We start from the raw sequence: 21,478 nt of genomic DNA on the forward strand, positions 1-21,478 counted from the left end.
GGTTTTTGTTGATTTTTATTTAATTACCATTTCCTTAGAAGTGTACGCACTATCCCCTACCATTATCCATTCATGACCCGAATAACCTCTGATCACCGGTCCTTTGGATGCAACGCTAACGTTTATACGATCTGAAATTTTAGCATCATACAATGCTAACTCTTTAGAAGTCCCATCATCAAAGCTAGCTCTTACAGTCATCTTGTAAAAATGAGGTTCGTCCTTTTTTGCAGTATAGGCAGTTGCCTTAGCTTTTGCTCCGCTTCCTGTCCACGTTGCATTATTATCCCAACTAATCGAAGCAAATGAAACGGAAGAAACCATACCTAATAAAGAAGCAGTTAATCCTGTAACAGCTAAAGTTTTTGGAAGTAAGCTTTTCATATATCCTTAATCTCCCTTTTTAAAATATTCACTTAAATATTTAAGTATTTTTAGGCCTTGTCCCCATTATACATAAAGAAAGACTTTTTATATTAAAAAACCCTAATATTTACACTTTTAACAAAACCCTTACATTCCCATGAACTTTACGTCACAAAACAAAAAGATGGTATAAAACCAAAATTCCCCCCATCTTTTTACTACCATTATTGATTTGACTGTATGCCAGGAAGAATATATTTCACAATCAATTCCCATCTATCCCCTGCATTCGGTATAATTTCAGACGCAATCACCACTACCAATTCCTTCTCTGGAATACAACAAATCATATTCCCACCATCACCCATAGCACAGTATGAAAAGATTCCATCTTCTTCTCGAAACCACCATAAGTAACCATATTGATTTTGGTTCATTTCTGTTGATTCTTTTATCCATGATTTTGATAGTATTTGTTTTCCATTATGAATACCTTCATTCAAATACATCTGTCCAAACTTAGCCATATCCCTAACAGTTAACGTTAGTCCCCAGCCGCCCGTCGAAATACCGTTTGGATCGTGAACCCATCCTTTCACATCTTTTCCGAATAAGTCATCGAATCCAAATGCTTTCATATTGTAGTTTGGAATTTCGCTCATACCGAGTGGTTGAAATAAGTACTCATTCGCAAATTCACGTGCACTTTTCCCTGTTGCATTCGTAATCATTGCTGATAGTACATGCGCTCCTGCAGATGAATATTTAAAACCTCCAATCTCTCCACCGTTCCCCATTCTATGAAGTGTATACTGTACCCAGTCTGGTTGTGTACATAATTCTTCTAACGGTTCCTGCCAGTCTACAAAAGGGTATGGAGCTGTCATTGTAAGTAGGTGTCGCACTGTTACTTCAGATGACTTTACTTTATATTCAGGGAAAAACTCTATTACTTTTTGATCAACACTTTTTATATAGCCCTTATCTATACATATTCCAATTAGCGCAGAGATTATCGTTTTTGTAACTGACGCTACATGAAATGTATCATTTTGTCCGTAATCGTTATAATATTTTTCAAAAATAACATTACCTTTCCGCACTACTAACATACCATTCATATTTTCATATTCTTCTTTTATAATCTGATCTAACTTTTTAGCAGTTTTCATTATTCTTTCCCCTTTAACCTATGATTAAAAAGGTTCGATAGGTACATATATATCAACTATATGTTTATGCTTTGGATGCTGCTTTGGATTATTTCTATATACTTCAAAAGGATACGAGTCTCTCGGTTTATATCCGCTATTTGGCAGCCATTCACCGTATAAGAAATCCCATGCTCCTTTATATTCATCTTGGAATATTTCAAAATGTCCTACTGCATATTTTCCAGAAGGTATTACCATTATTCCAACGTCGTTCGTTTCTACTGTGGATTCATCTGAAATTGTTACACATAGACTTGTTCTTAAATGATAGTCCTCAGTAAATTCATGATGATCGTGGTAAATGGTTAATACTTTCGTATCCTCAAATACATGATAGTTTTTCTTCGCCGCGTAACGAAATAATTTTTCTATCATTTTTGGAAAAGCTATAGCTAACTCTTCATATGTACCTGTATGTCTTATGTATGCGACGTTTATATCGTCCGCTGTTACAATTTCAACATTTCCTCGAACCTTCTTACATTCATTGTATTGAGGAATTCCCCTTACGTCTTTGCAATTCTTGCTATTATCGTTTCGATATTGAGACGGACTTACACCGTAATGACTTTTAAATGTTCGGGAAAAAACTGCTGAATCTGTGAATCCGAAGTGATACGCAATATCTGTAATCGTCATGTCTGCGCGATATGTAAGTAGATGTGTTGCCCTTTCTAGTTTCAAGCGATTCACATACCGAGATAATGGCTCATCAACTATTCCTTTAAAAATCCGATGAAAATGATACTTCGAAAATCCTGCTATATCAGCTAGCTCTTCAATGGATAATGAACTGTCTATGTTTGATTCTATATAATCTTGAACCTTATGTATGCGTCTTACATACTCATTTCTACTCTGTTTATTCTCCATACTCTTTATCTCCTCACAACAAAAAGAACCATCCTAGAATACTTTTAGGACGGCTTTCTATTCGTAATAGATTCTTCCATATTCTATTGTTAAATCGATATAATTTCACTATATTTTTTAAATTGATGGTAATGTGGCAGTATCCCGATTTAATTGAAAGAAACAACTATTTTTTTATAGCCCTACGCAAATTAATAATATTATTGGGATTTAGCTCCCATTGTCTCATAAGTTCTTTTTGTCTTGTTTTTAAGTCTTCAAATGGTTCTTCCACTATGTCGATTTTATTAAATTTCCCTTCGAAAACTAAAGCATTTTTTATCTTTTTATATCCACCAAAACCTAAGTCATCATTTAGTAACCAGACTACTCTCTGTATTTTTGCGAATAAAATACCCCCTGTACACATTGGACACGGTTCCAACGTGCTATAAATAGTAAACTTCTCATTTTTTATTTTTGCATCAAACATTGCTTCCCCTGCATTGCGAATAGCGTCTATCTCTGCGTGAGCTGTTATGTCTTTTTGTGGATGCACTCTATTTCTTCCTCTTGCAATGACATTATTATTTCCATCAACAATAACTGCTCCTACTGGATATGTATTTTCTTTTAATGCCATTTCAGCTTCTTCCAATGCCATCTGTAAAAAATATCTATCTCTTTCAAATTTCATATAGATCCCTCTTTTTTAGATGAAATTTTTTACGGAAATTCATTTCGACTATCATACTACCCTCTATCAAGCTAACAAAATCAGTCATTCTTTATGCAACGGATAACGTTTTGATATACATTTAACTCAGTGCGTTTAGGTAAAGCTTATTTCACTACACATGTTTCAAAAATAAAACTCTACTCCCGCCATTTCCATCATAATTTGTATGTACCGATACACCCTCTACCTCATCATCCCCAGCCTCAATTCGAAAACCGATTTCTTGATGAAACTGTATCGACTTTTTATTAGTTGGTGACGTAATTGCTTTTACAACTTTACGATTATTTGCACGAGCGACATCAAAGAAATAAGAATACAATGTCGATGCGATTCCTCTTCTTCTATACTTCGGATTTACACCGATAAAATGAACGTATGCTTCATCTTTATATGTTTGTGAAAAAAATCCGCATAAGAAACCTAACGTTTCGCCCTCTTCTTCAATGATAAAACTCGTTTCTTGAAAGTGAACAAAAAACAGTTTTGGCAACATGGCAACCATGTCTCTCCCGCCCCACCAATCATTTAAAACTGAATGAATCTTTACATAATCTTCCCCTTGGATATTTCTTACTCGCATATGTTTCTCCCTCTCACTCACTTCATTTTTTCATAAATTTTAATGACTGTTTCTACTAATAGGATGAATACCCATATCCCGCAAAATACAAGAACAGACTGGAATATGGATCCAATTATCATAACACCAACTGTACCTGTTATTGAAAAAGATATTCCACCAAGCCCTGGATCTTGTATAAATGCTCCAGCAGAAAAAGCAGTTATAATTGATACTATTAAATAAATAACACTCGTTATTTTTAATATCTTTATAGAAAGATACGAGGTTTTTCCTTGTTCCACTTGTGATAATTCGATTTCTCCGCTTGCAATTCCTTTTTGCAAACAGTCCTCACATAGAAATTCTTCCTTAATTTTTTTACCACCGTGCAATGTACCTGTAATTTCTTTACAGCGCGTACACTTTCGATTTATCATTTTGTTATCACTCCAATCTCGTAAGATTATACTTATACAATTATTTTTACCTTATTATCCCTTTTATGTATTTTATAGAGAAAGGTTGTGTTTTATGATTTCAAAACTCACATTTGGTTCGAAAAAATCTACTGTTCATTATGTATTAAGACCTAGTTGTTATGCGATTATTTTCCATTTATCTTCTTCAATGATTGCTGTTATCCAAAAAGGAGACCGTTATTTTTTACCAGGTGGCGGTATGGAAGGTAATGAAACAAAAGAAGATTGTTTGCTCCGTGAACTACTAGAGGAATTAGGATGGGCGATTGAAATTAATCAATATATCGGTAATGCAGCTCGATATTTTTATGCAGAAAAGGAAGATACATATTATTTGAATGTTGGGTTCTTTTACATTGCAAATATGTTACAGAAACAAACTGCAAACTGTGAGGATGATCATGTTCTAAGGTGGATGTCTCCTTTACTTGCTGTAGAACTTCTCATTCACGATCATCAAAAATGGGCTGTTGAACAAGCGCTTTTAATACGAAAACAAAAATGATCTCCTTCTATATGAAAGAGATCATTTTTACTGTTAACTTACTTTTTTCAAATTGAGAGCAGGCTTTTTCATTCCACCTTTTTTTACAACATATAAACCGATGAAGATAATAAGCCCGCCAACTAGTTGCATCATATTCATTTGCTCCCCTATTGTTACAGCCGCAAAGATCACTGCAAACAATGGCACAAGATACATATAAACCATTACTTTCGTTGAGCCTATTTTACTAATACCGACATACCACATTGCAAGTCCGAATATGGTCGCAAAGACGATTGAATATGCTAGTGATCCCCAGCTTGGCATATCTACTGGCCACGTTAGTGTGCTTACATTGAGTAAACAGTATATAACGAGAGGTCCAATTCCAATTAAAGTAGACCATGATGTAACTCTCATTGCGGAGTATTTTGTAATGAGTGGTTGCGCTAAAATTGGATACCATCCCCACGCAATTGCTGCGACTAATCCAATTATATTTCCGAGCCACGCATACTCGTAAGTAGCTCCTCCTGTATGTCCTGTTAATAAAACGAATGCTGCACCAATAAACGCTACGATTGAGCCAATTTGTACTTTCATCGAAAAACGTTCTTGTTTATGCAATACTGCTAATATCCCTGTAAAAATAGGTGACATTGCAATTAATAATGAAGCGTTCGTTGCTGAAGTATATTTCACAGATAGCATAAACATCGTTTGATACATTGTCGTTCCAACGATGCCGACTGCTACTAATCGTAACCAATCTTTTCTTTCAATACGTAATGAGCGTTCCATCATAAAAGTAATAAGTAATAATACCGGTGATGCTACTAAAAATCGTAAACTATTAAATTGAATGGATGACATATATGCCACGCCATACTTTCCTATTGTATAATTTGCTCCCCATACTAATGCAACAGATACTAGGAGCCATTCCATTTGCCATCGTTTCATCCGAATCTCCCCTTCCATATTTAGCATAGTAAAATTGGCTGGATATAACACCGTCCAATTGGCTGTTTTTTTACCCAGCCAATTTGTTATACTGAATGTATATAAGAGATGCGGAGGCGTTTGTATGGAATGGAAGCTAGATAACGACAGTAAAATCCCCATTTATCAGCAAGTTGTTGACTTTATTGAAAAACGTATTACATATGGAGAACTTCCTCCAGGAAGCTTCCTACCTTCCGAACGAAAATTAGCTACACAGTTAAATGTAAACCGAAGTACAGTAACGACTGCTTATAACGAACTACGTGCTATGGGAATTGTAGAAAGTACGACTGGTAAAGGTACACGTGTAAGTACACATATGTGGGGCGTTTCTCCAACATTAACGCCGAACTGGAGAAATTTCGTAGAAGGCGGTACGTTCTTACCAAACTTACCGTTACTTCGCCATATTCGGGCAGAAGTACAACAAAATGAAAATATTATTGATTTCGCAAACGGAGAACTCGGTTGTAATCTCTACCCACACGATCAACTACAAACAATTTTACGAGAACAACCGTTAACACATTCATTAAGTTACGATCATCCACAAGGCTATCTCCCGCTGAGACAAGCGGTCGTAAAATATATGAAGGAATATTTAAAAGTGGAAGCGACTGAACAATCCATTATGATTACATCTGGCGCACAGCAAGCCTTACACCTTATCGTGCAATGTTTATTAAATCCAGGTGATGCCGTCGCTTTCGAAAGTCCATCGCACTGTTATTCCTTACCGCTATTCCAATCAGCAGGTATTCGTATTTTCCCGTTACCTGTTGATGAACATGGTATTAATCCAGACGATGTGCAAGAATTATATAGAAAGCATCGTATTAAAATGATCTTTTTAAATCCAAACTTCCAAAATCCTACGGGAACGATGCTTCATCCAAACCGTAGAAAAAAACTATTATCACTTTGTGCAGACTTACGAATTGCGATCGTTGAAGATGATCCGTCCAGTTTACTTACGCTAGAAAAGAAACAACCTTGTCCTACTTTAAAATCAATTGATGAAAACGGAACTGTCATTTATGTACATTCTTTATCTAAAATGATTGCGCCAGGATTACGAGTCGGCTGGCTCGTTGCTCCGCAATCTGTAGTAGAAAGATTATCCGACGCACGGCACCAAATGGAATTAGGTATGAGCATATTCCCGCAGTGGCTTATGCAGCAGTTTTTCGAAACTGTACCATTTCAGTCGCATATCGTACCGTTACGAAAACAACTAGCAGAAAAAAGAGACGTTATTGTTCGTGCTCTAAACGAGCAACTTCATGATAAAATCTCTTTTTCAAACCCTACTGGTGGTATTTACATATGGGGAAAATTAAAAGAACCGATAAACGAAAAACAACTCATTATGCAAAGCTTAAAACAAGAAATTGCTTTTATGCCTGGTAGTATTTTCGGCGCGAAAGATGGTTATATTCGTTTATCTTATGGAAAAGTGGATATTGATCAAATTGAGGAAGGTATTTCTCGTTTGCGGGAGGCTATTTTGGTTTGTGAAAAATAACTTTACATAAAGCCCTATCGTTTGACAAAAGAAAAATCTACCATTATTATCAACACGAACCTAGTTACCCCGCATTAACGGGCAATAAAACTCCCAGCTCAAAATTCAGCTGTAACAAAGAAGTTAGGTGGGAGATTAACTGCCCGTAAATGCCCGATTGGTTCAACTAATAATCAGTGGAGGATGAACCCCCCACTGATTAAAGTTTCACTTTATAGGAGTGGTAAAAATGAAAATTTACGTTGATGCAGATGCTTGTCCTGTAAAAGATGTAATTATTTTTGAAGCTACGAATGCAGAAATCCCTGTAACCCTCGTTACTAGCTTTTCTCATTATTCTAATGCTCAGCAACCTAAAGGTGTGGAAACAATATATGTTGATTCCGGAGCAGATGCTGCAGATTACCGAATTATGCAGTTAGCAAAAAAAGAAGATTTAATCGTAACACAAGATTACGGTCTTGCTTCGCTCGCTTTAGCAAAAGGCTGTATCGTTCTACACCATAAAGGCTATAAGTATACGAATGATAACATTGAACAATTGTTACAAACACGATATTTAAGTGCAATGGTTCGAAAAAGTGGTAAACGTACAAAGGGACCGAAACCATTTACAGCAGAAGATAAAGAGAAATTTAGAGAGCTCTTTAAAAGTATGATCGCACTTTAAAAATGAATCGTCTATTTGCAAGGAAAACTTCGTAAAACAAAGAAGAGAATATCGTAATGAACATTCTCTTCTTGAGGTTTACCCGTTTAAAATGAAGGTAAATTATCAAAGTTATTTTCTTTTATTCCATCCGGTTCACTACGTATAATATCTCTGCCATACTTATGAAATACGTCCACATGAGCTAACTTCCCTGATTTTGCTTCACTAAGAGCAGTCATATAATCTAACTCTCTCCCGCTACTTGTTTTAAAAGCAATCAAATCACCTTCATCATTTTTACGAACAGCAACAATTTGTTCTGCTCCTGAAGTAACTTCCTGAGCTATTTCAAATTGAGCTTGCTCTTCCACTTGATGTAAATAATCATTATATACTTTTTCAAAGTCTTTTTTGTCCATTAAACTCACCTCCAAAACATTTTATTAGTATGGTTGGGAGGTGTTGGTTTTATGTACTTTTCTGTTAGAAAAACGAATTTTTAATACCTACGCAAACCCTTCAAAGTCTCCAATATATCATCTGTAAAGGCTGTACTACCCTCTGTCTCTAAAGCTCTGAAATATAAACTTCTTAAGAAAGCTCTAATATTTTGTACTAAAATATCATATTGAGGATGCGGGATGTCTTCAACAATTGCTATACTATGTAACCAATTGCTCCACTCTTCTTCAGTTAAAAGATTTTGGTTACGTAACGACATAATTGGTGCTACTAATCTCTCATCCTCAAAGTGAATGTATACGTAGTCATGTAAGCGGACCTTCTGACGAACGGCAGCTAGTATTGCATATGAGAACTCACGATTTTGGATTGTACGTGCTAAAGCATCGAGTGCATCTGCTGCATGTGCAGTAGAGTGCGCCCAGCCTTTCCCTTCTACATAGCCCCTTACATCTTCTTCTAAATATACATATTCCAGCACTTGTTCTGCTACACTGTACAGTTGTTCTTCGGATAACAACGGTTCCCTTTCATGAACAGATAAAATAAGTGGTGGAATTAATACGGAGAATGCACGTTTAAATACAGAGTCTGTTCCCTTTTCACCAATTTTATAAAATAAATAATCAGGACTAATTGCTTGTAACATTAATCCTCTTAACTCTTTTTGTCTAAATACATCATTTGTAATCCATGTGTGAAGCGTACTATAAATTAAATCATCACGTAATTCAGCATCAGGTGATCCGATATAATCTAGCATCCACTGCGCATATGGATATGCATCTACGTCTTCTGGTACAGCATAATTATTATTTTTAATTTGTAGTAGTTCTTCTTTTAGTTCTAGTACTTCTGTCATTTTTTTATCCCCTTTAAATTTCTCTTCCTAAATTATTCCCTATTAGTATCATAAAATTAAACCCATTCTTAACGCAATATAAAATGGAATCATTAATTATCTTCACTATGTAACAGTTCTTCCAATGTTGCTTTAACTTCTTCTTCTAATTCATTAATCGTTCCGCTATAAAGTGTTCCTATGCTACTACTTTTTCGATATCCTTGGTAATAATACCAAAGCGAAATAGTACAGACTTCCCATGATTTTAAAGCATCATATTCAAAATTAATTTCTGATCTATATTCATACTCTAAACAATTCTTAGATGTTAGTTCTTCTAATTCATCACCGTCTATATCTCTTTTAATTGACAGCTTCAAATTTAATTTACCATTTTGCGCAAAACGTTCTTCATATATTTTTTGATACTTACTGCAAATGTCTTCACTTATACTCTCTAGTTCCATTATTTTTTGTTTTAACTGTTCATTTATCTGTTCATTTTTGATTTCTAAATATTGTCCATCCTTCTCTTCATTCACTTTATTATTTTTTTGAAACCAACTAAACAAATGTTCATTCCCCCTATATAAACTGTATTAATGTCTTTTAAATAGAACTACTGGATCATCAAATTTACTATTTTCAAATAAAACATCTGCAATTTCTTTCGGATTATGCTCATCTATATACATCTTACAGGCAGCATGATATCTGTTTAAAAACATCTTCTCTGCTTCTTCATAACTTCCAAAAGCTTCAGTTTCCCGCTTAGCACCACGTTTTCTCGCAATCTCAAAATTTGTATCTACAAAGATTTTGTAATCAAATAAATGCGCAACGTCTTTTTTCAATAGAAACGTTCCATCTACTATTAATATCATATTTTTCGTGGCCAATAGCGGCTCATTATGTACAGGCATATCCGTTATTAAGTTATGAGAAATCGTTTCATATTGTAAATTCCCGTTAGGTCCTAAAGGCATTAATAATCTTTCTTTGAAAGCTGTATAATCGTGTGCATCTTCATAATACCCTCTTGCAGATTCTTTTCCTTTTGCATAGCGAATCACTCTTGGATTATGAAAATCATCAATGCTGGCGCGTGTTACTGGTAATCCTCGTTTTTTTATTTCTTCCGCTAGTTCGTTTGCAAATGTTGTTTTTCCTGAGGCTGTAATACCGCTTACTCCAACTCTTATTGGATGGGTTAAGTTTAGCTTTACAATATGATCTGCAATTTCTTTGATTCGTTGTTTTCGGTTCATGATATCTTCCTTTATAATTAGTTGACATAATATAATTATAGATAATAATTCATGTCACTATTTGTCAGTAAATTGATATCCTTTCTCGAATCGCTGATATCTCGAAAAAATCATTGATATATTTTAAGTTATGATAGATATATTTGAAAAATCGTTGATATATTATTAGCTTACTTTCCCTTAAACCCTCGATATAAAGCAGTCCGTAATTCTTGTTTGTATTCTTCAATTTCTGGCATTTCGAGTTCTTCTGCTAGTCTGATAGCTAATTCAATATCATACGGTACTCGTACAAGTTGAATAGAAAAGCTCGCTGCTTCTTTTTCATTGTAAGTCCCTTCAAATATTAAATAGGAAGCTTGCGTTATTTCAAGCGGGTTTCCTACGCTACCGGCATTACATAACGTTTTCCCTCTGAAATTTTGAACGAACGCTTGGTGAACGTCACCGTAACAAACGACATCTGGTTTTCTTTCCCCTTCTATATTTTCCGTCAGATCACTATTTTCGAACATACTAATACGTTCTTCTCTTGAAGCGTGTGGTTGAATTCTTTCATATAAACTTCTCGGTGAAGCGTGAAACATACGAATGAATTTCCCACTCATATAAAACTCGATTGAAAATGGTAAGTTTCTTAAATAGTCATTTTGTTCTTCCGATAATTGTTTTTGATGCCATTTCAATGCTTCAAATTCAGTCGGCTTTGTAATAAAATCATCCCAGTTTCCCATTACGACTACTTCACATTGTTTACGAATGATTTCAATTGCTTCACTGGAATGAGGTCCTTTTCCTACTAAATCTCCAAGGCAAATAATGCGCTCGATCCCTCTTAATTTAATATCATTCAACACGGATTCTAATGCTTGAATATTACCGTGAATATCTGAAATTACTGCTATTTTATCCATATAAATTACTCCTTTATTTATTAAATTCGCTTGATTGATACCATTTTGGAATATAAGATGAAAAATGATTATGATCTTCTAAAATTCCATTTAATCTTTCCTTCATATCATCTACTAAATGCGGTGTACTTCGATTCGTCCAAACGATATCCGCTGGGAATGTCATCGCGACGTACAATGTATACAGTTTCCAAAAATGAAGCGATGGTTCGCTCCGAAATAACCGTGAACTTGTCCAACCGCAAATGGTTTACTTATTCTTATAGTAAAAATCGTGTATTGGATCACCAAAATCATATCCACCAAAATCGATAACGATAAATTCCTTATTATGAATCATGCTATTTGCTGGATGGAAGTCATCATGTAAAAATCTTATTGGACGATTTTCCAATAAATCTTTATGATTTTCTACAAAGGTTAATACTGGCTTCAAATCCAGAAAATTCACCTCGTAATCTGTTAGTGCCTCTATGTATCTTTCGTATTTATTCCATCTAGATGTTTCCCATTTATTACTTGCACTTTCTCTTTCAATTGAGTGAATCCTCTTTAATACTTCCCCTGCTTTTCTTCCTGCCATATACTGTTCTTCCACCGATAACTTCGTTAAACCTTCTTCACCATTTATACCTCGGGTCCATTCAAATACTTGAACACATTTATTTAATTTCTCAATTATTATGAAATGAATTAACTTGGGTGTTGGAATATGTAATGACTCTAATTGTTTCATATACGTATATTCTTCTTGTTTACGTTCAAAATGAACAGCATCACATACTTTTACAAAATAGGTTTCTTGATTCTTTAATTCAATTTTATACTTCTCTTCATGTGAAAAACCTTTTGAAATAGCTGTACACGTTGCAATACGAGGCCATTCTAGTATTCTCTCTATCTCTCTAAGTATTTCTTCCACAACGTTCACCTCTATTAATATATGTACAAACTACCTAGCACTTCATGTTGTCGTTTATTTCCACCTTTAAACTCTACTGCAAATGGATTTTCGCCATTCTTATTCAAATGTTCTAGTACTAGCCCTTCTCCAATCGGTTCACAAAACTGCACATGAATATCTCCAAATACTACACTTTGACACTCAGCATTCCATTTTTCATTTTTCACAACTAAGCTTGTAGATAGCTCCATTACTTCTTTCCATTTCCGTACTGTTTCTCGAACATTTTTTACTGCGTAATGAATCGTTTCAATTTGTTGCACTTTGTTTTTATGTTCAGTAATCGTCCCACTGTTACGTAAATCGTTTCTTCTTTCTTCGTCCGTTTCATTCCACTGTATAAAGAAAGGTAATTTCGGTCCGTTCTCTTCTTGCTTAACGAATAACATTTTCCATTCTAAAAGTCGGCCATCTTTTCTCATACGTTTCCCTTCAAATGGCCCTATCGTATGTAAGCCGTACTTATTAAAGTTAACTGCTAGCTCCTCAATTGCATCTGTTCGGATCGCGATTTGTAGCATTCCTTCTCCATTTTGTAGTTTCACCACTGTTTCTTGTACTAATGGATTTTCTGCTTCTTTCGCTTTTTCTTCATGTTGAACTGCTAAAAATTCAATATATGATAAATCAAAATAACTTAAACTATTCCAAGTACCCCAATTCGTATGCTCTCCGCCTAATACAGTATGAAATCCAAGTTCCTGCATTTGTTTTGCCGCTTCCTCCGGTGTACCATGAACTGCGTGAACGAGATGATCAAATCGTAACATGTCTTTCTCCCCTTTCTCTCCATCCTTTTATTGTATATTTTATTTTTCTTTCATTCAATTCAAAAACTTTAAAACCTAGTTGATTTATACGATTAATATGTATTATAATGAAACAAATTTAATTATTGCTGATTGGAAAAACCAAAGGCACTTTTCTCATACGGGAAAAGTGTCTTTTTCATTTATTATTACAGGGGGATTATTTATGCAGAAATTAATTGTCTTTGCTATTATTGGATTTTTCGCTCAATTGATCGATGGAGCACTTGGAATGGCGTATGGAGTAACGTCTTCCTCTTTATTATTAATGTTTGGTATTGCACCAGCTGTTGCATCTGCATCAGTTCATTTAGCTGAAGTCGTTACAACTGCAGCTTCCGGCGCATCTCATATCAAATTTGGAAACGTTGATAAATATACAGTTTCCAGGCTTACATTACCTGGGGCAATCGGCGCATTTGTTGGGGCATGTTTTTTAAGTAATTTGCCCGGAGATGTAATCAAACCATACATTTCCGTATTTTTATTTACTTTAGGGGTTTATATTTTATTACGATTCATCATTCAAAAACAAATTGTCACTTCAAATAAGCGTATGTCTGCAAAACAACTTGTGCCGCTTGGTTTATTCGCTGGATTCGTTGATTCAACTGGTGGCGGTGGTTGGGGGCCCATTACGACACCTGTTCTTCTAGCAAGAGGAAATGAAGCTAGAAAAGTTATTGGATCTGTAGATACGAGTGAATTTCCTGTTTCACTCGCTGCAACAATCGGCTTTTTCATTTCACTTGGCTGGGAACAAGTAAGCTGGGTTTGGGTATTTGCCTTAATGCTCGGCGGTATTGTCGCAGCTCCAATTGCTGCATGGTTAGTCCGCATCGTTCCACCACATTTACTTGGCGTATTAGTTGGCGGTCTTATTATCTTTACAAATATTCGTACACTGCTTACTACATTTAAAGTGGATCCAACTGTTATTTCACTTTCTTACGTTGCAGTTGGTCTTGTCGTTATTATTTCTATTTTCATTGCTGTTCGAAATCATTCCAATCGTCCTAACGCATCAACGGCTGAGTATCCAAATGATCAGAAGCAAATGCTACCATAACTATAAAAAATACCGCTCAATTTAGAGCGGTATTTTTTATTTTTCTATTTTCCAATTAATCATCGTTTCTGTAGCATTTACTCTCTTCATATGTAACTTTTCTAAAACACGCATCGAACTATAATTATCTAGAAGTGTCTCTGCAATTATTGTTTCTACCTCACCTGTTTTGAAAGCCCAATCGATTAGTTCTTTTACAGCTTCTGTTGCATAGCCCTGATTCCAATATTTCTCAATGAATCCATAGCCAATTTCTACTGTTTGATCCTCGTTTGGTTTCCCTTTAAATCCAATATCACCTAAAACGCTATCATCTTCTTTCCGAAGAACATACCACGCCCCCCATGGTAATAAAGCCTCATCTTGTTTCACATTCTCTACATGCCCTACAATATGCGGACCGCTATTATATCCTTGCTCGTTAGCAACTTGAATACTCTCTTCTGTACACGGCACTATATAGAGCCTTTCTGTTTCTAATTTCATTTTGATTTCCCCTTTTTGCTTAAACGTTACTCTAATTATAACAAATAATATGACTTTATCATGAATGTCGAATTATATTTTTCTGAATTTTCTTTTTATTTAGAGGGTTTTTCAATATTTTTTGCGAAACATTTGTATAACAATTTTTTCTTTGCTTATTGCTACATAATAGTAGGTTCGGGTGGAGTTTTGCAAGCGTTTCCTATACAATAACCGATATTTTTTGACTTTTCCTAACAAAATATCTTGCAATATATTCAGAAAGTCATTACAATTGCCATATATTAAAAATCTTAGCAATATATAAATCCTCATCAATCCGATGAGGTAGAGGTTGCGACTTTTAAGAGTACGACGGACGAGACACAGAGAATGTCAGCTGACTCCGTTTGAAAGGAAAAGTTGCCGAAGTTTATATTTCTTCTCTGGAAATATGAGCTGGGGCTGTCTCCGAAAGGAACAGAACTGTCACGTTTACAAAATTACCGTGTAAACGTGGGGTGCTATCTTAACGGAAGGGTATGATGGGGTGGTTATTTGTGAAACGTTCCGCCAAATTCCTTTGGCGGTTTTTTGTATTTTTCTCCCCCGCTCCTTCCTAACCTACAAGAAAAGGAGTGTTGAACATGAATAGCGCAACAAATCAATCTACCTCTAAAACGCAAACTACACAAGGACAAGGTGAATTAAAACGCGGATTAAAATCGCGTCACCTTACGATGATTTCTCTCGGCGGTACAATTGGTACCGGACTATTTCTTGCCAGCGGTGGTGTCATTCATTCAGCTGGTCCTGGCGGCGCATTAATCGCATACGCCGCAATTGGAATTATGGTATATTTCTTAATGACAAGCTTAGCTGAACTTGCAGCTTACATGCCTGTTACTGGATCTTTTAGTACGTATGCAACAAAATTTGTTGATCCATCACTTGGTTTTGCACTTGGATGGAACTATTGGTATAACTGGGCGATTACAATTGCGGCAGAACTAGCGGCCGTAACATTAATTATGAAATTTTGGTTCCCAGATACCCCTTCTCTTATTTGGAGCGGATTATGTTTAGCTATTATTTTCCTTTTAAACTATTTATCTGTTAAAGGGTTTGGTGAATCTGAATATTGGTTCGCACTTATTAAAGTAGTTACAATTATTATCTTTTTAATTGTCGGCTTTATGATGATTTTCGGAATTATGGGGGGCGAAACTGTTGGCTTCAAAAACTTCACTGTTGCTGATGCACCATTTAACGGTGGTATCATGGCAATTATCGGTGTATTTATGGCAGCTGGTTTCTCCTTCCAAGGAACTGAATTACTTGGGGTAGCTGCTGGTGAAACTTCTGATCCAGAACGTAATATCCCGAAAGCAATTCGTTCGATCTTTTGGCGTATTCTTTTATTCTATATCCTTGCGATTCTCGTTATCGGTTTATTAATTCCTTATACAACTGAAAGTCTTGCCGCAAGTGATGTAACAGTAAGTCCATTTACACTTATTTTCGAAAAAGCGGGCGTTGCCTTTGCAGCTTCTGTTATGAACGCTGTTATTTTAACTGCTGTACTATCTGCTGGTAACTCTGGTATGTATGCATCAACTCGTATGCTTTGGGATTTAGCTCGCCAAGGAAAAGCACCAAAATTTCTTGGTAAATTAGATAGCCGCGGTGTACCTGTTAACGCGTTAATCGTAACATCGATTGTCGGTAGTATTGCTTTCATTGCTTCTTTATTCGGTGACGGTGTTGTATACATTTGGTTATTAAACGCATCCGGAATGTCTGGTTTTATCGCATGGGTTGGCATTGCAATTAGTCATTACCGTTTCCGTAAAGCATATATCGCACAAGGAAAAGATTTAAATGACTTACCATATAGAGCAAAATGGTTCCCATTCGGTCCACTCTTCGCATTTACTCTTTGTATTATCGTAATTTTAGGACAAAACTATGGCGCATTTATGGGTGAATCAATCGACTGGAACGGCGTACTCGTTTCTTACATCGGTTTACCACTCTTCTTAGTACTATGGTTAGGATATAAATTTACGAAAAAAACAAAAGTGATTCCACTTGATAAATGTGAACTAAAATAAAGTGAAACGAGCAAACAAATTTGTTTGCTCGTTTTTTGTTGCAAACCTCTTTGCTTCCCTATTGCTCCTGTTTTTGCCATAATAGAAGAAATATAATTAAAGGTTGGGATACAATGAACATTCGCATTACTGATGAAGCAAAAGCAGCTATACATAGATTAGAACGTGAAGACAAAAAGATCATTCGCATTAGAGGGACAATGACAAACTCTTGTAGTATTTTCGTTGATGTCGATTTAATTTGGGATACATATAACGCAGATGATGTTGTATGTGAAGATGCAGATCTTATCGTACAAATGGATTCATTCACGAAAGACTACACTGGTGATACGGTGAAACTTGATTATAAGACGACAGGTTTTAGTATTACGACTCCGAGTGAGACGTTAGTTTATGGATTGTCGATTAAAAAATAAAAATTGTTTTCATTTGACCACCGAGGTGAAAAAATGGGTAAATATGTTCCGTTAAAATTTTTATTTAACGAAAAATTAGCAGAAAAAATGGCTGATTCTATTTGTAAACACGATCCCACTTTCTCTAAAAGAAACTTTGTATCTTCCGTAACATGTAAAGTTGAAAATTTAGAGTTAAAGCAGCGTATTGAAGTAATAGCAGATGAATTACATAATGCATTACAAAAAGATTTTAATGAAGCAATACATATATTACTAAAAACATTAGGCCCAGAAAATACAACAGAAGTAGGCACATTTACAAACGGATATATGTACATGCCTCTTGCAAAATACGTTGAAAAATATGGACTTAACGACTTTGAAACCTCATTCAACGCCATGTATGAAATAACGAAAAGAAATACTGCTGAATATGCCATTCGGCCTTTTCTTGAAACATACCATGAAGACACACTAAATATATTACAACAGTGGATTTATGACGAAAACAGCCACATTAGAAGATTAGTTTCTGAAGGTACAAGACCAAGGCTTCCTTGGGCTAAAAAAATAGGAGCTCTAAAAGATGATTTTAAGTACAATTTACAGCTTCTTGAACCATTAATGAATGACCCTTCTAAATATGTTCAAAAATCTGTAGCCAATCATATTAACGATATTACGAAAGAAGATAAAGAACTCGTTTTTCAGTGGTTACAGCAATTACGTGATAAACAGCATCCTATTAATCCTTGGATTATAAAACATGGACTAAGAACAGTAATAAAAAGTGGTACTTTACCAAAAAATTTTTCTTTTTAAGTATTTTAAACAAAACCGCTTATGCTTCAAAAATGAAGCATAAGCGGTTTTCCTTTTGAATACAGAAATAACAAACATAAAAAGTACTTTAAATTTCTTCTTTATATCATTATTTTACTAACTCTTCTATGTTATTACTTTCCTTAATTGTTTCGGATGATAGCCAGAGTGAATAACTTGTTCCATCCTTGTTCCTTAAATATATGTTAAATTCCTTATTATATAGTTCTTCTTTAAGAATAGTGACTACCTTTCTCAAATCATCTATTACATATGGATCATTTCTATATTTTATCTCACTGTCATTGAAAACTAATGTCAATTCATACTCTAGACAATTGCCGTCTTTCGGGTGTGGACAAGTAATATCCTCAATTTCAAAACGATCATTTTGAATTTCATTTAACCTTACGCCTACTTTTGTTTCAGTTTGAACCAAATATGTCCAATAACCGCTTACTGTGTTTTTCATTGTTAAAAACAGTTCTTCTTTCGTTATAGCTTTTTGCACATTTTGAAAAGGTAAGCCTATAGATTCACCATTATAATCCTCAATTTCAAGTGTTGTTATCTTTCTATTACTCTTCTGAATGAATTGGATTAGAGCATATAAACGATCTAATTCTTTTGATTCAAATTGACTGTAATCAATCTTGTCACTCGTTTTTAAAGTTAATAATAACTTATCCGTTGGTTTCTCCTCTATATCATCATCCACTATATATTGAAAAACATTTTTATTTTCAGGTTCCACGTAACCTAATTTTTTAATTTCTTCTAGCATTGGTTTAAATTTCTTATATTCCTCATATGTTTTTTTTCCGTATTGATATTCATCACCTTTTATTCTTGAATATAAGAAGCCATCTACCTCTACTCTAAATTGAATATTTTTGTTATTTTTTGCTTGAACAGTATGATATGTATGCCCCATATTCCCTTCGTTTATAGCACCCCAATGTGTTACAATCACATCAATTCCGTGCTTTTTTTTCACATGTTTTTTCACCTGATCGTCATCTTTATAATTACACCCACTTAAACATAAGAAACATAACAATACTAACATTACATTTTTCATTCTTTTCATATAGCACCTTGCCCTCTTTTCGCATAAACAAAATATTCCATATATAAAGAATACTAAATCGCTGAATGTTTTCAAAGAATTAAAATATTTTTACACTCGGTTTATATATCTATTTCTTTTATTAATAGCTCTAATAAGTTTTAATATTGATAATCGAACATAATAAAAAGAAACCTAAATTTAAGGTTTCCCATTTTTACCAACAATTTAAATTTTAATAGATATTTTTTAGCCAAGTAATAATTCGTAGTACCTGAAACGACTCAAACCAAGTAATGAAAAACAGGAGAACAAAGAAAGAGATAAGTGATATGAATTTTAATCTTCCATCTTCACGTCTAGCAATCGCTATAATACTCAGAACCACTCCAATTAAAAAAGAAATATACCCTAATAGGATAATAGGCTCAGAATAGCTATCTATTATCCTATTTAATCCAAATAATAACATTCCAAAATTCATCAATGTTATTGAAAATACACTAAATTTTTTCATAATTAAACCTCCAATATAATTTTACTATTTTATGGAGAGAATAATTTTTTTATGCGTATGGATGAACAATTACACTATAAAATTAGATAACTCAATTTATTTTTTCATTAAACAACTGCCTTCTTTTATACCCTCAAAGGATTTTCACTCAATTAACCCGAATATATAAATAACAATTCTCACAAGGAGTAACTTTATATGAATCTATTCGAACACGAAACATAAAACCGTTCCACTTTAATAAGAGGTCCTCCCTTTTTCTTTTCTCATCATATCATCCATTAAAAAAATAGGAGGACATAATTATGAAACGTGATCCATTATTTTTAACTTTATTAGAAAGTGCAAATACACATTTTAGCGGCTGGGATTTTTCTTTCATTTCAGAAACAGGTCGAATGAAGAGCGAGCCTTTATCGTGGTCATACGGCAGTACTGCTTTTCAGCTTATGCAACGTGCAGAATCAATGCTCGATATGGGTACTGGCGGCGGAGAGTTTTTATCTATGTTACAACCGTTCCCGTCAACTATATTCGCTACTGAGGGCTACGCTCCAAATGTGCCAATTGCTCGAAAGAAATTAGAGCCTTTAGGGGTTACCGTTGTAGAAGTGACCGATGATACTGCTTTGCCATTTCAAGATGGTCAATTTAATTTAATTATAAATCAACATGAATCGTATGCTGCTTCTGAGGTAAACAGAATTCTTTCTCCAAGTGGCGTTTTTCTTACACAACAAGTTGGCGGTCTTGATTGCGCGGAACTTAATGAGCAGTTTGGCTCACCACTAAATGGCGAATTTGCAAGTTGGTCTCTCGAAACCGCATGCAGTGAGTTAAAGCAAAATGGATTTACTATCTTAGATGCAAAAGAGGAATTCCCTTTCCAACGCTTTTATGACATTGGCGCTATCGTCTATTATTTAAAAGCAATTCCGTGGCAAATTCCTGATTTTACTGTTGAAAGATATTGTGAGGAATTATATCGTATACATGAAATCATCTTACAAAAAGGTTATTTTGATGTGAAGCAACATCGTTTTATGATTAAGGCGATTTGTAGCTAACAAAAAGAGGTGGCAAAGCCACCTCCTTTTTGCTCCGTTTACATATGTTCTCTACTCTTTCATAATAAGAAAAGTTATATCATGCATATTACAATTATGACCAATGAATTGTATTTCTGAAACATATAATCACCTCGCATATATGATAAGAGCAAAAACGTGATTTTTCACTTTCCTCTTCTATTGAGAAATGAGTTGTTTTTCATATCGCTTGTTCGCATCATCTTCTGTCAAACATGCAGTTGTGTAATGAATAATATTCCGGTCATCATACGTAAACATATGTTCTAACTTATTTTCTTCTGTTAATACTGTCGGTAAGTATTTTGGTAAATTGCTAACTACTCCTCTATTATCACCATCTAATATCCAATCAATTTCTTTCCATTCTAATAGACCTTCAGCCGTACGTAATGGTGTATTCATTTGCATTCCATCTGGCAAATCAGCAACGAACACATACATTCCTTCACTAGCCTTGGGCTCATCTTTACCTTTAAAATCAACAGTCCCTTTATACGTTACACTTGAAAGTTCTATGCCCGTTTCCTCAAATGTTTCTCTAATTATTCCTTCGTATGGCGTTTCATTATCTTCTATTTTTCCTCCAACACCATTCCACATCCCCATATTCGGCTTTTTATTTCTATTTAATAGCAGTATTTTATCGCTTTTTCTAATAAAGCAAATTGTGTATTTGTACATACGATCATTTCCTTTCATTTTCCACATGAGTTATTTGGCTTATTTTCAAGTAAAAACACTCGCCTTACAATTCCTTACTACATAATATATAGTACAACTTTCAT

At 34.7% G+C, this 21,478-nt stretch carries 25 protein-coding genes, 1 pseudogene and 1 riboswitch; of the genes and pseudogenes, 8 read left to right on the forward strand and 18 right to left on the reverse strand.

Annotated features, from left to right (window positions below; all coding sequences use genetic code 11):
- Positions 1–15: 15 nt before the first annotated feature.
- From HMPREF1014_RS15200 to HMPREF1014_RS15225, 6 genes are all read right to left on the reverse strand, one after another.
- Positions 16–384, reverse strand: coding sequence for a hypothetical protein (locus HMPREF1014_RS15200; RefSeq protein ID WP_000838681.1), 369 nt, complete (start codon positions 382–384; stop codon positions 16–18).
- Positions 385–590: 206 nt separating this feature from the next.
- On the reverse strand, positions 591–1,538 hold the full coding sequence (locus tag HMPREF1014_RS15205; protein ID WP_000844822.1) for a serine hydrolase domain-containing protein: 948 nt from the start codon (positions 1,536–1,538) through the stop codon (positions 591–593).
- Positions 1,539–1,562: 24 nt separating this feature from the next.
- Positions 1,563–2,453 carry an AraC family transcriptional regulator gene (locus HMPREF1014_RS15210; protein WP_000428668.1) on the reverse strand — a complete coding sequence of 297 codons (891 nt, stop codon included), beginning with the start codon at positions 2,451–2,453 and terminating at the stop codon, positions 1,563–1,565.
- A gap of 166 nt (positions 2,454–2,619) precedes the next feature.
- Positions 2,620–3,129, reverse strand: coding sequence for a nucleoside deaminase (locus HMPREF1014_RS15215; protein WP_000667405.1), 510 nt, complete (start codon positions 3,127–3,129; stop codon positions 2,620–2,622).
- A gap of 154 nt (positions 3,130–3,283) precedes the next feature.
- Positions 3,284–3,754 carry a GNAT family N-acetyltransferase gene (locus HMPREF1014_RS15220; protein ID WP_001266063.1) on the reverse strand — a complete coding sequence of 157 codons (471 nt, stop codon included), beginning with the start codon at positions 3,752–3,754 and terminating at the stop codon, positions 3,284–3,286.
- Positions 3,755–3,771: 17 nt separating this feature from the next.
- Positions 3,772–4,173, reverse strand: a complete 402-nt coding sequence (locus HMPREF1014_RS15225; protein ID WP_000610504.1) for a DUF3980 domain-containing protein — start codon at positions 4,171–4,173, stop codon at positions 3,772–3,774.
- A 94-nt stretch (positions 4,174–4,267) separates the two neighbouring features.
- Here HMPREF1014_RS15225 and HMPREF1014_RS15230 point away from each other — a divergent pair, with 94 nt between their 5' ends.
- Positions 4,268–4,720 (forward strand): NUDIX domain-containing protein, encoded by a 453-nt coding sequence (locus HMPREF1014_RS15230; RefSeq protein ID WP_000624009.1) that lies wholly within the window; start codon positions 4,268–4,270, stop codon positions 4,718–4,720.
- 33 nt (positions 4,721–4,753) lie between these two features.
- Here the strand turns inward: HMPREF1014_RS15230 and HMPREF1014_RS15235 are convergent, their stop codons facing one another.
- Positions 4,754–5,665 carry a DMT family transporter gene (locus HMPREF1014_RS15235; protein WP_000832984.1) on the reverse strand — a complete coding sequence of 304 codons (912 nt, stop codon included), beginning with the start codon at positions 5,663–5,665 and terminating at the stop codon, positions 4,754–4,756.
- A gap of 124 nt (positions 5,666–5,789) precedes the next feature.
- Between HMPREF1014_RS15235 and pdxR the strand changes: the two genes are divergently transcribed.
- A complete protein-coding gene (gene pdxR, locus HMPREF1014_RS15240; protein WP_000454896.1) occupies positions 5,790–7,232 on the forward strand; it encodes a MocR-like pyridoxine biosynthesis transcription factor PdxR in 1,443 nt (480 codons plus the stop codon).
- 229 nt (positions 7,233–7,461) lie between these two features.
- A complete protein-coding gene (locus HMPREF1014_RS15245) occupies positions 7,462–7,902 on the forward strand; it encodes a YaiI/YqxD family protein (protein WP_000708769.1) in 441 nt (146 codons plus the stop codon).
- Positions 7,903–7,988: 86 nt separating this feature from the next.
- On the opposite strand, the gene HMPREF1014_RS15250 is transcribed toward HMPREF1014_RS15245, so the two are convergent.
- From HMPREF1014_RS15250 to HMPREF1014_RS15280, 7 genes and pseudogenes are all read right to left on the reverse strand, one after another.
- Positions 7,989–8,303, reverse strand: a complete 315-nt coding sequence (locus HMPREF1014_RS15250; RefSeq protein WP_000358183.1) for a DUF3892 domain-containing protein — start codon at positions 8,301–8,303, stop codon at positions 7,989–7,991.
- A gap of 80 nt (positions 8,304–8,383) precedes the next feature.
- Positions 8,384–9,208 carry a DUF2785 domain-containing protein gene (locus tag HMPREF1014_RS15255; RefSeq protein WP_000141230.1) on the reverse strand — a complete coding sequence of 275 codons (825 nt, stop codon included), beginning with the start codon at positions 9,206–9,208 and terminating at the stop codon, positions 8,384–8,386.
- Positions 9,209–9,300: 92 nt separating this feature from the next.
- Complete coding sequence (locus HMPREF1014_RS15260) at positions 9,301–9,762, reverse strand: hypothetical protein (RefSeq protein ID WP_000493294.1); 462 nt, start codon at positions 9,760–9,762, stop codon at positions 9,301–9,303.
- A gap of 27 nt (positions 9,763–9,789) precedes the next feature.
- A complete protein-coding gene (locus tag HMPREF1014_RS15265) occupies positions 9,790–10,458 on the reverse strand; it encodes a nucleoside/nucleotide kinase family protein (protein WP_001080550.1) in 669 nt (222 codons plus the stop codon).
- Positions 10,459–10,628: 170 nt separating this feature from the next.
- Positions 10,629–11,372 (reverse strand): metallophosphoesterase family protein, encoded by a 744-nt coding sequence (locus tag HMPREF1014_RS15270; protein WP_000357660.1) that lies wholly within the window; start codon positions 11,370–11,372, stop codon positions 10,629–10,631.
- 13 nt (positions 11,373–11,385) lie between these two features.
- A pseudogene (locus tag HMPREF1014_RS15275) lies at positions 11,386–12,294 on the reverse strand (aminoglycoside phosphotransferase family protein).
- Between the two features lie 14 nt (positions 12,295–12,308).
- Positions 12,309–13,106 carry a VOC family protein gene (locus HMPREF1014_RS15280; protein ID WP_000943350.1) on the reverse strand — a complete coding sequence of 266 codons (798 nt, stop codon included), beginning with the start codon at positions 13,104–13,106 and terminating at the stop codon, positions 12,309–12,311.
- A 205-nt stretch (positions 13,107–13,311) separates the two neighbouring features.
- Here HMPREF1014_RS15280 and HMPREF1014_RS15285 point away from each other — a divergent pair, with 205 nt between their 5' ends.
- Complete coding sequence (locus HMPREF1014_RS15285; RefSeq protein ID WP_001170721.1) at positions 13,312–14,214, forward strand: sulfite exporter TauE/SafE family protein; 903 nt, start codon at positions 13,312–13,314, stop codon at positions 14,212–14,214.
- Between the two features lie 36 nt (positions 14,215–14,250).
- On the opposite strand, the gene HMPREF1014_RS15290 is transcribed toward HMPREF1014_RS15285, so the two are convergent.
- Positions 14,251–14,700, reverse strand: coding sequence for a GNAT family N-acetyltransferase (locus tag HMPREF1014_RS15290; protein WP_000764632.1), 450 nt, complete (start codon positions 14,698–14,700; stop codon positions 14,251–14,253).
- 320 nt (positions 14,701–15,020) lie between these two features.
- Positions 15,021–15,214, forward strand: a riboswitch (Lysine riboswitch).
- A gap of 112 nt (positions 15,215–15,326) precedes the next feature.
- Here HMPREF1014_RS15290 and HMPREF1014_RS15295 point away from each other — a divergent pair.
- The 3 genes from HMPREF1014_RS15295 (at position 15,327) to HMPREF1014_RS15305 (ending at position 18,016) form a co-directional block, all read left to right on the forward strand.
- Positions 15,327–16,793 (forward strand): amino acid permease, encoded by a 1,467-nt coding sequence (locus tag HMPREF1014_RS15295; protein WP_001083387.1) that lies wholly within the window; start codon positions 15,327–15,329, stop codon positions 16,791–16,793.
- 113 nt (positions 16,794–16,906) lie between these two features.
- Positions 16,907–17,212, forward strand: coding sequence for an iron-sulfur cluster biosynthesis family protein (locus HMPREF1014_RS15300; RefSeq protein WP_001026177.1), 306 nt, complete (start codon positions 16,907–16,909; stop codon positions 17,210–17,212).
- 33 nt (positions 17,213–17,245) lie between these two features.
- Positions 17,246–18,016, forward strand: a complete 771-nt coding sequence (locus HMPREF1014_RS15305; RefSeq protein ID WP_000521733.1) for a DNA alkylation repair protein — start codon at positions 17,246–17,248, stop codon at positions 18,014–18,016.
- A gap of 109 nt (positions 18,017–18,125) precedes the next feature.
- Here the strand turns inward: HMPREF1014_RS15305 and HMPREF1014_RS15310 are convergent, their stop codons facing one another.
- Both HMPREF1014_RS15310 and HMPREF1014_RS15315 read right to left on the reverse strand, forming a co-directional pair.
- Positions 18,126–19,106 carry a hypothetical protein gene (locus HMPREF1014_RS15310; protein WP_000827152.1) on the reverse strand — a complete coding sequence of 327 codons (981 nt, stop codon included), beginning with the start codon at positions 19,104–19,106 and terminating at the stop codon, positions 18,126–18,128.
- 214 nt (positions 19,107–19,320) lie between these two features.
- A complete protein-coding gene (locus HMPREF1014_RS15315) occupies positions 19,321–19,602 on the reverse strand; it encodes a hypothetical protein (RefSeq protein ID WP_000714726.1) in 282 nt (93 codons plus the stop codon).
- Positions 19,603–19,907: 305 nt separating this feature from the next.
- On the opposite strand from HMPREF1014_RS15315, the gene HMPREF1014_RS15320 reads away from it, so the two are divergent.
- The gene (locus HMPREF1014_RS15320) at positions 19,908–20,669 is read left to right on the forward strand and encodes a class I SAM-dependent methyltransferase (RefSeq protein ID WP_000817570.1); all 762 of its coding nucleotides are present in this window, start codon (positions 19,908–19,910) and stop codon (positions 20,667–20,669) included.
- Between the two features lie 180 nt (positions 20,670–20,849).
- Here the strand turns inward: HMPREF1014_RS15320 and HMPREF1014_RS15330 are convergent, their stop codons facing one another.
- On the reverse strand, positions 20,850–21,374 hold the full coding sequence (locus HMPREF1014_RS15330; RefSeq protein ID WP_009327129.1) for an NUDIX hydrolase: 525 nt from the start codon (positions 21,372–21,374) through the stop codon (positions 20,850–20,852).
- Positions 21,375–21,478 lie beyond the last annotated feature (104 nt).

Source organism: Bacillus sp. 7_6_55CFAA_CT2 (genome assembly GCF_000238655.1).
Lineage (GTDB): Bacteria > Bacillota > Bacilli > Bacillales > Bacillaceae_G > Bacillus_A > Bacillus_A cereus.